The organism is Nocardia sp. NBC_01327 (genome assembly GCF_035958815.1).
Taxonomy (GTDB): Bacteria; Actinomycetota; Actinomycetes; order Mycobacteriales; family Mycobacteriaceae; genus Nocardia.
The window spans coordinates 915,566-928,057 of record NZ_CP108383.1 but is presented as its reverse complement, the minus strand read 5'-3'; the positions used below and the strand labels follow the sequence as shown (position 1 = coordinate 928,057).

Below are 12,492 nucleotides of genomic sequence, written 5' to 3'. Positions count from 1 at the left end.
CGCGCAACCCCCCTGATCAGCGCCGGAGGATTTGCCTGTTCTGCCCGTTATTACCCCGGACACGGATCGAGCCCGCAGTTGCGGGCTCGGTCCGTTCTGCTTATGGGGGATCAGGATTACATAGCTACTTTCTGCGTCCGCTGGACCTGGAAGAAGTCGGCCCAGGATGTCACCTCGGGATGCTGCTTGAGCAGCGCACGGCGCTGCCGCTCGGTCATGCCGCCCCACACACCGAACTCGACACGGTTGTCCAGGGCATCGGCCCCGCACTCCATCAGTACCGGGCAGTGCCGGCAGATGGTTGCCGCTTTGCGCTGCGCTGCGCCACGCACGAACAGCTGATCGGGATCTACTTCCTTGCATCGGGCCTGGGAAACCCAGGCGATTCTCGCTTCGGCCTGCTCCACGTCCAATCGAGCAATCGGGGTAGTCATGTGCATTTGGTATGCCCCTTTGCAGTCCGAACACCGGGTCACGGCGCTCCAGAATCGCGTGTACAAAGCGCAGCTACCCAACCCCACTGCGTTCTGCACCACATTCCACTTTGAGTGTTAGCTCTATCACACTGGGTTCTCAATCTAGGTAATCAAGTGCGCCAAGCGCAAGACCGTGCCGAGATTTTCTGGTACGTCCGTCCATGCATTCGTCACCAAAAACCGGGCAGTCGGCACTATTGCGACTGAGGGACACCAGAGCCGGGCGGGCACCGGCCGCCGCAAAGGGCAATTAGGCTAGGGCTCGTGCCGATCACACGAACGCTCGCGAGACTGGCCGGCAGCTGCATCCTGGCCGCTGTCCTTCTCGCTGGGCTGCTGTTCCCACTCGCCGGCGGCTTCGGCTATATCTCGAACCGAGCCGCCGACGCCGTCGACAATGTCTCCGCCGAACTGGTCGAGGGCGCGGTGCCCGCGGTCTCGACCATGGTCGATGCCAGCGGTACGCCGTTCGCATGGCTGTACGAGCAGCGGCGCTTCGAAGTCCCGAGCGACAAGATCTCCAACGATATGAAGTTGTCGCTGGTCTCTGTCGAGGACAAACGTTTCGCCGAACACGGAGGTGTGGACTGGCAGGGCACCTTCCGTGCCTTCCTGACCAATACCTCCGGCGGTGAGGTGCAGCAGGGCGGCTCCACCATCGACCAGCAGTATGTGAAGAACTACCTGCTGCTGGTGGTGGCCAAGACCGACGCCGAACGCCGCGCCGCCACCGAGACCACTCCCGCCCGCAAGATCCGGGAGATCCGGATGGCGCTGACGCTGGACAAGCAGCTCACCAAGGACGAGATCCTCACCCGCTATCTGAACCTGGTGCCGTTCGGCAACTCCTCCTACGGCATCCAGGACGCCGCCCAGACCTACTTCGGTGTGGACGCCAAGGATCTGACCATCGTGCAGTCCGCCATGCTGGCGGGCATGGTGCAGTCCAGCTCCAAGCTGAACCCGTACACCAACCCGACGGGTGTGCTGGAGCGCCGGAACACCGTGCTGGACACGCTGATCGGGAACATCCCGAGCCGCGCCGACGAATTCCGCGCGGCCAAGACCCAGCCGCTGGGCGTGCTGCCCGAGCCGAAGGGCCTGCCGCGCGGCTGCATCGCGGCCAATGATCGCGGGTTCTTCTGCGATTACGCGCTGCAGTATCTGGCCAATGCCGGCATCAGCCGCGACCAGATCGACAAGGGCGGCTACCTGATTCGGACCACCCTCGATCCGGATGTGCAGAACGCGGTGAAGGCCGCGGCCTCGCAGAATGCCGATCCGAATCTGGACGACATCGCCTCGGTCACGAATATCGTGGCCCCGGGCCAGGATTCGCATCCGGTGCTCGCCATGGCCTCGAGCCGCACGTACGGGCTGGACGGAAACGCGCACCAAACCGTTCAGCCGCAGCCGTATTCACTGGTCGGTGACGGTGCGGGCTCGATTTTCAAGCTCTTCACCACGGCCGCGGCCATGGAGAAGGGCCTGGGTATCAGCGCGCAGTTGGATGTGCCCGCGAATTTCCAGGCGAAGGGCATGGGTAACAGCGGCACGCCCGGCTGCCCGGCCGAAACCTACTGCGTCAAGAACGCCGGTAACTACAAGTCGCCGATGTCGGTGACCGAAGCCCTGGCCACCTCGCCGAACACCGCCTTCGTCAAGCTGATTCAGGCGGTGGGCGTCACGCCGACGGTGGATATGGCTGTGCGCCTGGGCATGCGGTCCTATGCGCAGCCGGGCACCTCCGGGCACGGCAATCAGAGCCTGGCCGACATGGTCAAGGAGCAGAACCTCGGTTCGTTCACGCTCGGCCCGGTCGCCGTGAACGCGCTGGAGCTGTCGAATGTCGCGGCGACGCTGTCGTCCAGCGGCCGCTGGTGCCCGCCCACTCCGATCAAGGAGGTGGTGGATCGCAGTGGCAAGCAGGTTCCGCTCACGCAGCAGGCCTGTGAGCAGGTGGTGGATCCCGGATTGGCGAATACGCTCGCCAATGCCATGAGCCATGACGTGATCGGCGGCGGTACCGCGGCCGGGTCCGCCGGATCGATCGGCTGGAACCTGCCGCTGTCGTCCAAGACCGGAACGACAGAGACGCACCGCTCGTCGGCCTTCCTGGCCTTCAGCGGCTCGTTCGCCGGTGCGACCTACATCTACGGTGACAGCCCGACGCCGGGCGAGATCTGCTCGTACCCGCTGCGCAATTGCGGGAGCGGAAACCTGTACGGCGGTAATGAACCGGCGCGTACCTGGCTGAGCGGGATGAAGAACGTGCTCGGCAAGTTCCCCCCGCTGGGTCTGCCGCCGATCGACGACAAGTACGTGCGCGGATCCAATAATTCGCAGATCCCGGATGTCATCGGCCAGCAGCAGGCCGAGGCCACCTCGACGCTGATCGCGGCGGGCTTCCAGGTGTCGGTGTCCTCGGCGCCCGGTCCGAACAAGGGCTCGGTGCTGAGTTGTTCGCCGGACGGTTCGGCGATTCCGGGCTCGGTGATCACCATCTCCGTGAGCGACGGCAGTCAGCGGCCCGCGCCGCCGCCCACCGACCCCGCGGCGCCGACCATCCCGGGTCTCCCCCAGATACCCGGATTGCCCCGCCTCCCACCGATCCCCATCCCGATCCCGATTCCGCGCTAGCCGAATCCCGATCGACCGCACCAACTGACCACGGCCCCACACCTATTCGGTGCGGGGCCGTCGTCAGATAGGGCCTATGCCAGCCCGCCGCGCCGACTCACGCTTGCCTGCTCAGTGGAAGCGCGAGGCCCCTCGCCTGTACGGCGAGGGGCCTCGTGTTGTTCAGTCGCCGGGCGAGGCCTGGCGTCAGAGGCGCGCTTTCACGGCGGCCGAGACGCGGGAGCCGTCGGCGCGGCCCGCGGCGAGGGCGGTGGCGATCTTCATGACCTGGCCCATCTGCTTCATGTGCGGCCGCTCGCCCAGCTGTTCGGCCACATCGGCGATGGCGGTGTCGGCAATGTCGGCGACCTCGGCGTCGGTGAGCGGCGTCGGCAGGTATTCGTCGATGATGGCCTCTTCGGCGCGTTCGGTGGCGGCCAGTTCGCCGCGGCCGTTCTGCTCGTAGATGACCGCGGATTCGTTGCGCTTCTTCGATTCCTTCGACAGCACGGCGATCACTTCGGCGTCGGTGAGTTCCTTCGCCGCCGTGCCCGCGACCTCGGCGGTCTGAACGGCGGCGAGCAGACTGCGCACGGTGTTGAGGCGCAGCGTGTCCTTGGCCTTCATGGCCGTGGTGAGATCGGCACGCAGCTTCGATTTGAGTTCCGACATGGCCGCCACGCTACCGTTCATCACCTGCGAGCCTGTACGCATTTTCCGTGGGTCGCCTATTCTGGGCAAATGCCCGTTATCTCGACCGCCACCCTTCGCCGTACCGCACTGGGAGCCGCAGGGGCCGCGGTCGCCGGAGTCGGATACGCCACGCTGATCGAGCGCAATGCCTTCACGCTGCGTGAGGCGACGCTACCGGTGCTGGAGCCGGGCAAGCCGTCGCTACGGGTATTGCACATCTCCGACCTGCACATGATGCCCGGCCAGCAGTTGAAACAGGCCTGGCTGCGGGAGCTGGATCGGCTGGAACCCGACCTGGTGGTCAATACCGGCGACAATCTCTCGCATCTGAAGTCGGTGCCCGCGGTGGTGCAGGCGCTGGGCGGGCTGCTGGCGCGTCCGGGCATCTTCGTCTTCGGCTCGAACGACTATTTCGCGCCGGTGCCGAAGAATCCGCTGAAGTACTTCAAGAAGGATCACAAACGCGTTTTCGGTGACCCGCTGCCGTGGCAGGACATGCGGGCGGCGTTCACCGAGCGCGGCTGGCTGGATCTGACGCATGTGCGCCGCGATATCGAGGTCTCCGGTGTGAAGATCTCTACCGCGGGCGTGGATGATCCGCATCTGAAGCGCGATCGCTACGACACCGTCGCCGGTGCGCCGAATCCGTTGGCGGACTTGAGCATCGGGCTGACGCACTCGCCGGAGCCGCGGGTGCTGGATCGTTTCGCCGCGGACGGCTACGACCTGGTCATGGCCGGTCATACGCACGGTGGTCAGCTGTGTGTGCCGGGTTTCGGTGCGCTGGTGACCAATTGCGGTATCGACCGGTCGCGGGTCAAGGGTCCGTCGCAGTGGGGTTCGCATACGCAGCTTCATGTTTCGGCCGGCCTGGGCACCTCGCCGTGGGCGCCGTACCGGTTCTGCTGCCGCCCGGAGGCGACGCTGGTGACACTCGTCGGTGCGCCGCCGAAGAAGCCGGTCACGAAGTCGGGTCGCGGGCGTACCGCGTCGGAGGCTGTCGCGCGTTAGGCGCTTGCCGCGATATACATCGCGGTATGTAGTCGTCAGTCAGGGGACAACCGTGACCAGTGGTAACGAACCGAACGAGGATCCGACAACGCGGGGTCCGGATCCGAACTGGTGGCAGGGTGCGCCCGAACCGGATTCGCCGTGGCAGTCGAATCCGCAGCCCACGACGCCCTATACGGGTGGGCCGTACAACCCGCAGCCCGGGCCCGATCCGTATCAGGCACAGCCCTATCCGGGGCAGGGGCAGCCTTATCCGGGTCAGGCACAGCCCTATCCGGGTCAGCCCCAACAGAATCAGCCGTACCAGAGTCAGCCCTATCAGCAGTCGCCGTATCAGTCGGGGCCGACGCCGTATCAGACGTCGCCGCCACCGCCGTACGGACCGCAGCCCGGGTACGGGCCTCCCCCACCCGGTGGCGGCGGACGCAAAGGCTGGCTGATCGCCGGCATCGGCCTGCTGATCGTGGTGATCGTCGGCGCCGTCATCACAGTTGTTCTGGTGAACCACAATTCGAGCGAGCCGTCGGCGAAGTCGGCCACGACGCCGTCACTGATCAGTGCGCTCACCCCGAGCAATTCCGCCGCCCCGTCGGGCAGCAAACCGTCGTCCGCACCGAAGACCACCGCCGGCAGCGGCACCACCCCCGCTCCGGTCATTCCCGGCTATCAGGTCGTGGCGATCCCGGATAACGGTGCGGCATACGACATTCCGACAACCTGGAAGGTCGACACCAGCGGCCAGACCACCTTCTCGAGCGGCAACGATTCGGTCCCCATCGCGGGCCTGGCCCAGGACGGCCTCGAATACTGCCCGAACTATGTGCGCACCAACGTATTTCTGAGTCAGTCGACGGAAACCGACCCGGCCAAGGCGGCCGCCGACATCGGCGCCCGCATGGGCCGCATCGGCTGGTCCACCTCCACCGGCGCGACCCCCGGCCCCGCCGAATCGTTCACCAGCACCGACGGCCAACTGCAGGGCATCTACATGGAGACAAAGGGTTCCGCCCCCGCCCCCTCCGCCGGCTGCGCCTCGACCTACTCCGTCTACACCTTCGCCTTCCCCGGCGGCAACGACGGCGCCTTCGTCTTCACCATCGCCGCCGACACCGGAGTAGCCAACTCCGTAGACGCAACCTTCGCGAAAAAAATCCTCGCCAGCATCCGCCCGATGTAACCCCCCACCACCCGCCCACCCCCCGTTTTTCCGCCCGATTTAGACCACCTGACCAGCAGATTTAGCATCCCCCGCACCGATAAGTTAAGCTACTCCAGGTTCGCCTCACGGGGTGTGGCGCAGCTTGGTAGCGCGCTTCGTTCGGGACGAAGAGGTCGCAGGTTCAAATCCTGTCACCCCGACGTGTTGGTTGAGACACATGAAAGGCCCCCGGCCATTGGCCGGGGGCCTTTCTGCTGGTCGGGTCAGGTTGCGGTGGGGCGGAGGCTGCGGGTGCCGAGGCGCTGGGCGCGGGCTGTGATGAGGGTGGCTAGGGCGGTTTCGGTGGTGGGGTCGGCGGGGGTGAGGACGAAGAGGCAGTGGTCGGAGCCGTCGGGGGAGATGAAGGTGTCGTAGTGCACGGTGAGGACGCCGTGCTGGGGGTGGCTGATGCGTTTGCGGCCGTGCTGGCGGTCGTGGATGTCGTGGTCGTTCCACCAGGCGGCGAATTCGGGGCTGGCGGTGCGGAGTTCGTCGATGAGGGTGCGCAGGCGGGTGTCGTCGGGGTGGCGGGCGAGGGTGCGGCGCAGATTGCCGACGGTTTCCCGGGCCACCTGGGGCCAGTCGAGTTGGCCGGCCAGGGTGGCGGGGTCGAGGAAGATGAGGCGGGCGGTATTGAGGCCGGGGCCGAAGTCCTCACCGAATAGTGCTGCGGCGGCGGCATTCCGGGCCAGCACGTCGTAGCGGAAGTCCATGGCGTAGGCGGGCAGCAGCGGCATGCCGTCGAGGATGGCCTGCATGGTGGGGCTCAGCGGTGCGGGTGCGCTGCGTGAGGGTGGTTGTGCGCCTCGGGCGATCAGGTGCAGATGGGCGCGCTCGGAGTCGGAGAGCTGCAGCGCGAGCGCGATCGCATCCAGAACCGCGGCGCCGGGGGTGCCGACCCGGCCCTGTTCGAGGCGGATGTACCAGTCGATGCTCACCGCGGCGAGCTCCGCGACCTCCTGGCGGCGCAGCCCGGGCGTGCGGCGCTTTCCGGAACCGGGCAGCCCGGCCGCTTCGGGGGTGAGGCGTTCGCGCATCGCACGCAGGAAGGAGCCGAGTTCGACTCCGGAGTCCGCTTTGTCCACGATGTCTATCCTTGCCGATCGGGTGGCACGCCGGATACCAGGATGCGCGCAGCCTTCCCCGGATTCCCATATTTCAAGATTATTGTCTCAGTTCTTGAAACACAGTTCGAGGAGGGACGCCATGAACCGCACCGCACGCACCCTGTCCATCACCGGTGCCACGGCCGGTCTGCTGCTGGCCGCGGCCTGCGGGAACGACACGCAGTCCACCCCCGCGACGACCGCCGCCGCACCGGCGCACCCCGCCGATTACGTCCAGGTCCGCTCGGGGGTGCCCGCGACCGCGGCCCAGTTCACCGTGACCAGCCCGGACGGCCCGTCCGGCGGGACGTTCCCGGCCGAAGGCTTCGCCGCCGCATTCGGCTGCACCGCGGCCAATCACGCACCGAAGCTGCACTGGTCCGGAGCTCCGGCGACGGCGAAGAGCTTCGCGGTGACCATGTTCGATCCCGATGCCCCGAGCGGCGCCGGTTTCTGGCACTGGATGGAGTGGGACATCCCCGCCACCGCAACCGATTTCACCGAGGGCGCCCCGGCGGTCGCCGGAACCAATGACGCGGGTGCGACCGGCTACCTGGGCCCGTGCCCGCCCAGCGGCGACAAGGCCCACAACTACCAGATCACCGTACTGGCCCTGGACACCCCGAGCCTGGGCCTGCCCGCGTCCTCCTCCCCCACCGTGGCGTCCTTCAGCATGAACAGCCACATCATCGGCTACGGCCGTCTGACCCTGACCGCCCAGCGCCCCTGATCAGCACGCCCGCAACAGCTTTCGCACAGGGCGAGTGAAGCTGCCCTACGAAGACTGCGCCGCTGATATATCAACATCCCTGCATGCACAATGCTGCTGACACGCAAAGACCCCGGCCTGCGTACAGGCCGGGTTCTTGTGCGCTACAGGCGATTTCAGCCCAGGTGCAGGCGCTTCATGAGCCGCAGCGTCATGAGCGTGCTCTTGAGCTGCTTCTCGTAGGGCATGCCCGAACGAGCGGCGAGAATCTGCTTCTTCTGCACACCGACATTGATGGTGTCGGTGTACTTGAGGATCCCGGCCGCACCGTGCCGGGTGCCGACGCCGGAGCTCTTGACGCCACCGGAGGGCGTGCCCTTGGCGGCGTAGGTGGTGACGAAGCCGTCGTTGATATTGATCGCACCGGATTCGATCTTGGCGGCAATGCGCCCGGCGCGGTCGAAGTCCCCGGCCCAGACGCTGGCATTGAGACCGTAGGCGGTGTCGTTGGCGAGGCGGATGGCCTCGTCGTCGGTGCCGAACTTGTACACGGCGACAACGGGTCCGAAGGTCTCCATGGTGGCGTGCGCCATATCCTTGGTGACGCCGGTGAGCACGGTCGGCTCGAAGAACGCCGGGCCGATATCCGGGCGCGGCTTGCCGCCGGTCAGCACGTTGGCACCCTTGTCGCGGGCTTCGTCGACGTGTGCGGCGACGCGCTGCATGTGCTCGACGGAGACGAGCGAACCCATTTCGGGATCGAAGTCGTAGGTGGCGCCCATCTTGGCGCCCAATTCTTCTGCGGCGGCGACGAATCGGCGCACGAACTCGTCGTACACCTTCTCCTGCACATAGATTCGCTCGATGTGCATACAGGCCTGGCCGGTATTGCCGAAGACGGCGAAGGTGGCGCTGGGGATGCATTCGTCGAGATTGACGTCGTCGAGCACGATCATCGGGTTCTTGCCGCCGAGCTCGAGCGAGCAGCCGATGAGATTGCGCCCGGCCTGCTCACCGATGGTGCGCCCGGTATTGGTGGACCCGGTGAACATGACGAAGTCGACATTGTCGATGAGAGTCGGGCCGACATCGGGGCCACCGCCGCAGATGACCTGCACCAGCCCGCGCGGCAGTCCGGCCTTGTGCAGCAGTTCGATGCCGAACAGCGTGCACAGCGCGGTCTTGTTGTCCGGCTTGAGAACCAGGCCGTTGCCCGCCATGAGCGCCGGCATGGAGTCGGACATCGAGATGGCGAAGGGGAAGTTCCACGGCGCGATGACCGCGACCACGCCCTTGGGCCGGTGCTCCTCGGTGGAAGTGGTGATGATCGGCATGGGCCCGCTGCGCTTCTTGGACCGCAGCGTCTTCTCGGCGGTCTTGAGGTAATGCGCGATGACCATGGGGGTGTCGCAGGCCTCTTCGATGGCCATGCGCCGCGCCTTGCCGCACCCGATCTGAATCAGGTCCGCAATGGTCTCGATCTCGGAGAGGATGAGCTCGTGCGCGCGTTCGAAGACCTCGAGCCGCTGCTTGAGCGGGCGGCGGGCCCACTCGACCTGCGCGGCGCGGGCGATGTCGACAGCGGTCTTGACGTCCTCGGGCGAGGACTGCGGCAGCAGGCCGACCACATCGCCGGTGTAGACCTCGATCATTTCGTACGGCTGGCGAGCTTCGCCCGCCTTGCCCGCGGTCACCATGGCGGTCAGCCGGTTGACCAAGGATTCCGTGACGCGCGGCGGCAGCTTTGCGCTAGCGCTGGTCGAAGGAGCGGAGCCGCTCTGCGTACTCGTTGTGCTCATGGCGTTCTCTCCATAACTTGCCGCCCCGTGACGGCGGTCACCATGTCTCAAACTAGAACACGTTATTGTTCATGACAACGGCGCGGGGTAGTTTCGTCCCGGAATCTGCGGAAAGAAAGGTCGGCGATGACGACAGCCACTGCTGAAACAAGTAGCAATACCGAGCCTCATGCTCTCGTGGAGAAGCGAGGCGCGACGCTCATCGTCACCATGAACCGCCCGAAGTCCCGGAATGCGCTGACCGGCGAAATGCTGGCCATCATGACCGAGGCGTGGGAGCGCGTGGACAGCGATCCGGAGATCCGCTCCTGCATCCTCACCGGCGCGGGCGGCTCGTTCTGCGCGGGCGCGGACCTCAAGGCCATGAACAAGCGCAACCCCAGCGACGGCATGTCCGAGGGCAGCGCCTTCGATCCGACCCGCATGCCGGGTCTGCTCAAGGGCTACCGCCTCAGCAAGCCGCTGATCGCCGCGGTCGAGGGCCCGGCCATTGCCGGCGGCACCGAGATCCTGCAGGGCACCGATATCCGCATTGCCGGTGAGAGCGCCAAATTCGGTATCTCCGAGGCGAAGTGGAGCCTGTTCCCGATGGGCGGCTCGGCCGTGCGCCTGCCCCGCCAGATCCCGTACACGATCGCCGCGGAGCTGCTGCTGACCGGCCGCCACATCACCGCCACCGAGGCGCTGAACTTCGGCCTGATCGGCCATGTGGTCCCGGACGGCACCGCGCTGGACAAGGCCCTGGAGATCGCCGAGCTGATCAACAACAACGGCCCGCTGGCCGTGCAGGCGATCCTCAAGGTCATTCGCGACACCGAGGGTATGCACGAGTTGGACGCCTTCCAGATCGATGCCAAGGTCGGCTTGCCGGTCTTCCGCAGTGACGATGCCAAGGAGGGCCCACGCGCCTTCGCCGAGAAGCGTAAGCCCAACTTCCAGGGCAGGTAACCCCAACACTGCGATGGTCCGGTGCGGCCCTGCACCCGCCGGACCGTCGTCAGCGGGCGAGGATCTCCTCGTCGAGGAAACCACCCGATTGATGACGCCACAGCTGCGCGTACATCCCTTCCGCGTGCAGCAGTTGCTCGTGGGTGCCCTCCTCGATGATTCGCCCGCGATCGAGCACCACCAGCCGATCCATACCGGCGACGGTGCTCAATCGGTGCGCGACCACCAGCGCCGTACGCCCTTCCATCAATTCCCAGAGCGCTTGCTGCACAAGCTTTTCGCTCTCGGAGTCGAGGGCGCTGGTGGCCTCGTCGAGCAGCAGGATCGGTGCGTCGCGCAGAATGGCCCGCGCCATCGCGACCCGCTGCCGCTGCCCGCCCGACAGTTTCACGCCGCGTTCACCGAGTAGCGTCTCCATGCCCTGCGGCAGGTTCTCGGCGAATTCGGTGACATGCGCGGCGTCCGCGGCGCGGCGGATATCCGCATCGGTGGCGCCGGGCCGCGCGAACAGGATGTTCTCCCGCAGACTGCGGTGGAACATGGCCGGATCCTGCGGCACGTATGCGAGCTGACTGCGCAGATCGGCCTGCCGCAATCGTGAAATATCCTGCCCGCCGATGCGAATGCTGCCGTCGTTGATATCCATCAGGCGCAGCAGCAACTGGGTGATCGTGGTCTTGCCGCCGCCGGAGCGGCCGACCAGGCCCAGCTTGTGCCCGCTCGGGACCTGCAGATCCAATCCCGTGAACAGCGGTGCGGCGCCCGCGTGCGTGAAGTGCACCCGATCGAACCGTACATCGGAACCCTTGGGCTGCAAGGCTTCCGGTTCCTGTGGATCCAGCACCGTGGGTGGTTTCAGCAGCAGTTCGGTGAACTGCGCCGATTCGGTGAGCGTGCTCTCCAGCCGCCGGTAGATCTGGTTGAACCGGAACATGATCGCCGTCGCGTTCCAGTAGTACGTGAAGGCCACCATGATGGCCGAGACCGAGGCGTGCCCGCCGCGCAGCCCGAGCACGATCAGCAGTCCGGCCACATTGGCGATCACCACCAGCGGTGTCACCACGGTGTCGATCCGCAGATTCGCATAATCCCAGGAGCGCAACGACTTCCGCCGCTGTTCGGCGACCCGCCGCCGATGCTCGGCCGCCTCCTGCCGTTCGGCCGCGAAGGCGCGCACGACCTGCATATTGGCCAGGCTGTCGGCCACATGCCCGGAGACCAGCGCGATGGCGGCCTCGCGCTCGTCCACCCGCGCCTGCCGCCGCGCGATCAGCGGCGCGATGACCAGCCCGGTCAGCAGCAGCAGGCCGAGGAGCACCACGACCAGCAGCGGGTCGTAGCGCCACAGCACCACCGAGGCGAAGCCGAGCGGCACCACGGCGGCGAAGATCTCGAAGGCGAAGGTGTCGACGAACTGCTCGAAGCGGGTGGCGAAACTCAGTGCCCGCTTGGTGAGCGATCCGGCGAAATTATTGTGGAAGAACGCCGTGTCCTTGGCCAGCAATTCGTCCATGGCAATGATGTACAGGCTTTCGATGCCGTAGGCGTCGAGCCGGTTGAGGCAGTGTATTCCTATGCGCCACAACACTTCCGCCACCAGGATCGCGGCGGCGAAGCCGAGTACGTACGGTCCCACCGTGCCGAGACCGGAGTCACCGGTCGCGGCGACGCGTCCGATGAGCACCGCGACGAGCAGTGGTGCGACATAGTTCTGGCAGGTGGCGCCCAGTGCGGGCCCCAGCATGCCGATGGCGGTCAATAGCTTTCGCCGGGCCATTTCCCGGCCGTAATAGTGCAATACCAGTCTGATCGCGGGCGCGCGCGAGCTCATCCGTCCCCTCTCGAATTGGATGTTCGAGCAGTGCAGAAGAGCTATCGTGCCTCGCGGGGACGAGTTCGGGCCAGCGATTATTCGCTAGGTAGTTGCAGGAGG

10 protein-coding genes and 1 tRNA gene are annotated in these 12,492 nt (G+C 66.1%); 6 read left to right on the top strand and 5 right to left on the bottom strand.

The window, feature by feature from the left end; genetic code table 11:
• Positions 1–116 precede the first annotated feature (116 nt).
• A complete protein-coding gene (locus tag OG326_RS04050; RefSeq protein WP_297628127.1) occupies positions 117–440 on the bottom strand; it encodes a WhiB family transcriptional regulator in 324 nt (107 codons plus the stop codon).
• Between the two features lie 300 nt (positions 441–740).
• Here OG326_RS04050 and OG326_RS04045 point away from each other — a divergent pair, with 300 nt between their 5' ends.
• The gene (locus OG326_RS04045; RefSeq protein ID WP_327143282.1) at positions 741–3,116 is read left to right on the top strand and encodes a penicillin-binding protein; all 2,376 of its coding nucleotides are present in this window, start codon (positions 741–743) and stop codon (positions 3,114–3,116) included.
• Positions 3,117–3,302: 186 nt separating this feature from the next.
• On the opposite strand, the gene OG326_RS04040 is transcribed toward OG326_RS04045, so the two are convergent.
• Positions 3,303–3,767: a GatB/YqeY domain-containing protein gene (locus tag OG326_RS04040; RefSeq protein ID WP_327143281.1), complete on the bottom strand. Its 465-nt coding sequence runs from the start codon at positions 3,765–3,767 to the stop codon at positions 3,303–3,305.
• Between the two features lie 69 nt (positions 3,768–3,836).
• Between OG326_RS04040 and OG326_RS04035 the strand changes: the two genes are divergently transcribed.
• From OG326_RS04035 to OG326_RS04025, 3 genes are all read left to right on the top strand, one after another.
• Positions 3,837–4,799 (top strand): metallophosphoesterase, encoded by a 963-nt coding sequence (locus tag OG326_RS04035; RefSeq protein WP_327143280.1) that lies wholly within the window; start codon positions 3,837–3,839, stop codon positions 4,797–4,799.
• Between the two features lie 52 nt (positions 4,800–4,851).
• Complete coding sequence (locus OG326_RS04030; RefSeq protein WP_327143279.1) at positions 4,852–5,976, top strand: hypothetical protein; 1,125 nt, start codon at positions 4,852–4,854, stop codon at positions 5,974–5,976.
• 108 nt (positions 5,977–6,084) lie between these two features.
• Positions 6,085–6,158: transfer RNA gene (locus OG326_RS04025), tRNA-Pro, on the top strand.
• Between the two features lie 63 nt (positions 6,159–6,221).
• Here OG326_RS04025 and OG326_RS04020 read toward each other — a convergent pair.
• Positions 6,222–7,082, bottom strand: coding sequence for a helix-turn-helix transcriptional regulator (locus tag OG326_RS04020; RefSeq protein WP_327143278.1), 861 nt, complete (start codon positions 7,080–7,082; stop codon positions 6,222–6,224).
• Between the two features lie 121 nt (positions 7,083–7,203).
• Between OG326_RS04020 and OG326_RS04015 the strand changes: the two genes are divergently transcribed.
• On the top strand, positions 7,204–7,833 hold the full coding sequence (locus tag OG326_RS04015; RefSeq protein ID WP_327143277.1) for a YbhB/YbcL family Raf kinase inhibitor-like protein: 630 nt from the start codon (positions 7,204–7,206) through the stop codon (positions 7,831–7,833).
• A gap of 155 nt (positions 7,834–7,988) precedes the next feature.
• On the opposite strand, the gene OG326_RS04010 is transcribed toward OG326_RS04015, so the two are convergent.
• On the bottom strand, positions 7,989–9,611 hold the full coding sequence (locus OG326_RS04010; protein WP_327143276.1) for a succinic semialdehyde dehydrogenase: 1,623 nt from the start codon (positions 9,609–9,611) through the stop codon (positions 7,989–7,991).
• 126 nt (positions 9,612–9,737) lie between these two features.
• On the opposite strand from OG326_RS04010, the gene OG326_RS04005 reads away from it, so the two are divergent.
• Positions 9,738–10,559 (top strand): crotonase/enoyl-CoA hydratase family protein, encoded by an 822-nt coding sequence (locus OG326_RS04005; protein WP_327143275.1) that lies wholly within the window; start codon positions 9,738–9,740, stop codon positions 10,557–10,559.
• Positions 10,560–10,608: 49 nt separating this feature from the next.
• Here the strand turns inward: OG326_RS04005 and OG326_RS04000 are convergent, their stop codons facing one another.
• A complete protein-coding gene (locus OG326_RS04000; protein WP_327143274.1) occupies positions 10,609–12,390 on the bottom strand; it encodes an ABC transporter ATP-binding protein in 1,782 nt (593 codons plus the stop codon).
• Between the last annotated feature and the right edge of the window lie 102 nt (positions 12,391–12,492).